The following is an 889-nucleotide window of genomic DNA, read 5'->3' on the forward strand; positions in this document are numbered from 1 at the left end:
ATTCAGGTGGAAGAGATCGCATCCTTCATCCACTACCTCTGCCAGCCGGGCGCGGCGCCGATCACCGGGGCCGCGCTGTCGATCGATTTCGGCGTCAGCGCCGGCTATTGAAAAAGCCTGGGCAGTTTCATCGCGGGCATGATTGCCCGCGTCGACATGCCGGCATTCCAATCGTGGAGAGGAAATGATCGTGTTCCGCAAATCCCGCAGGGCGCTGGTGACCGGCGCGGGCGCCGCCGACGGCATCGGCGTAGCGGTCGCGCGTGCGCTGGGCGAGGCCGGCCTTTCGGTCGTCATCACCGCTTCGTCCGCGCGCGTCGAACAGCGGGCCGGGGAACTGCGGGCGGAGGGGCTCGATATAAGCGCCGTTGTGGCCGACCTGACGGTTTCGGGCGATGTCGAGCGCTTGTGCTCGCAGGCCGGCGAAATCGACGTCCTCGTCAACAATGCCGGGATGGGCGCGGTCGCGCAGCCGGCGTTGCAGCGGCGGTTTCTCGACCTCAGCGAAAGCGATTGGGACCGCGGCATCGACGTCAGCCTCAAAACCGCGTTCCTGAGCACGCGCGGATTCCTGGCCGGCATGGTGCAGCGCTGCCATGGGCGCGTGGTCAACATGGCTTCGGTGACCGGACCTTACGTCTCCAATGAAGGCGAGGCCGCCTATTCGGCGGCGAAGGCCGGCATGGTCGGGCTGACGCACGCGCTCGCCCTGGAGGTTGGCCGCAGCGGTGTCACGGTCAACGCCGTGGCGCCGGGCTGGATCACGACCGGCGCATCGACGCCGGAGGAACTCGCCGCTGCCCGCAACACGCCGCTCGGGCGCGCGGGCAGTCCCGAGGAAGTCGCCGCCGCCGTGCTGTTCCTGGCGTCGGACGGAGCCAGCTCTGTC

General features: G+C 68.4%; 1 protein-coding gene. It reads left to right on the plus strand.

Features of this window, described 5'->3' with window-relative positions; translation table 11 throughout:
- Positions 1-190 precede the first annotated feature (190 nt).
- Positions 191-889 (plus strand): SDR family NAD(P)-dependent oxidoreductase (locus EOA28_RS37135; RefSeq protein ID WP_245501701.1); only part of this gene is annotated, 699 nt, incomplete at its 3' end.

The sequence above is a fragment of the Mesorhizobium sp. M2A.F.Ca.ET.067.02.1.1 genome (assembly GCF_004023285.1).
In the GTDB taxonomy this organism is placed as follows: Bacteria; Pseudomonadota; Alphaproteobacteria; order Rhizobiales; family Rhizobiaceae; genus Mesorhizobium.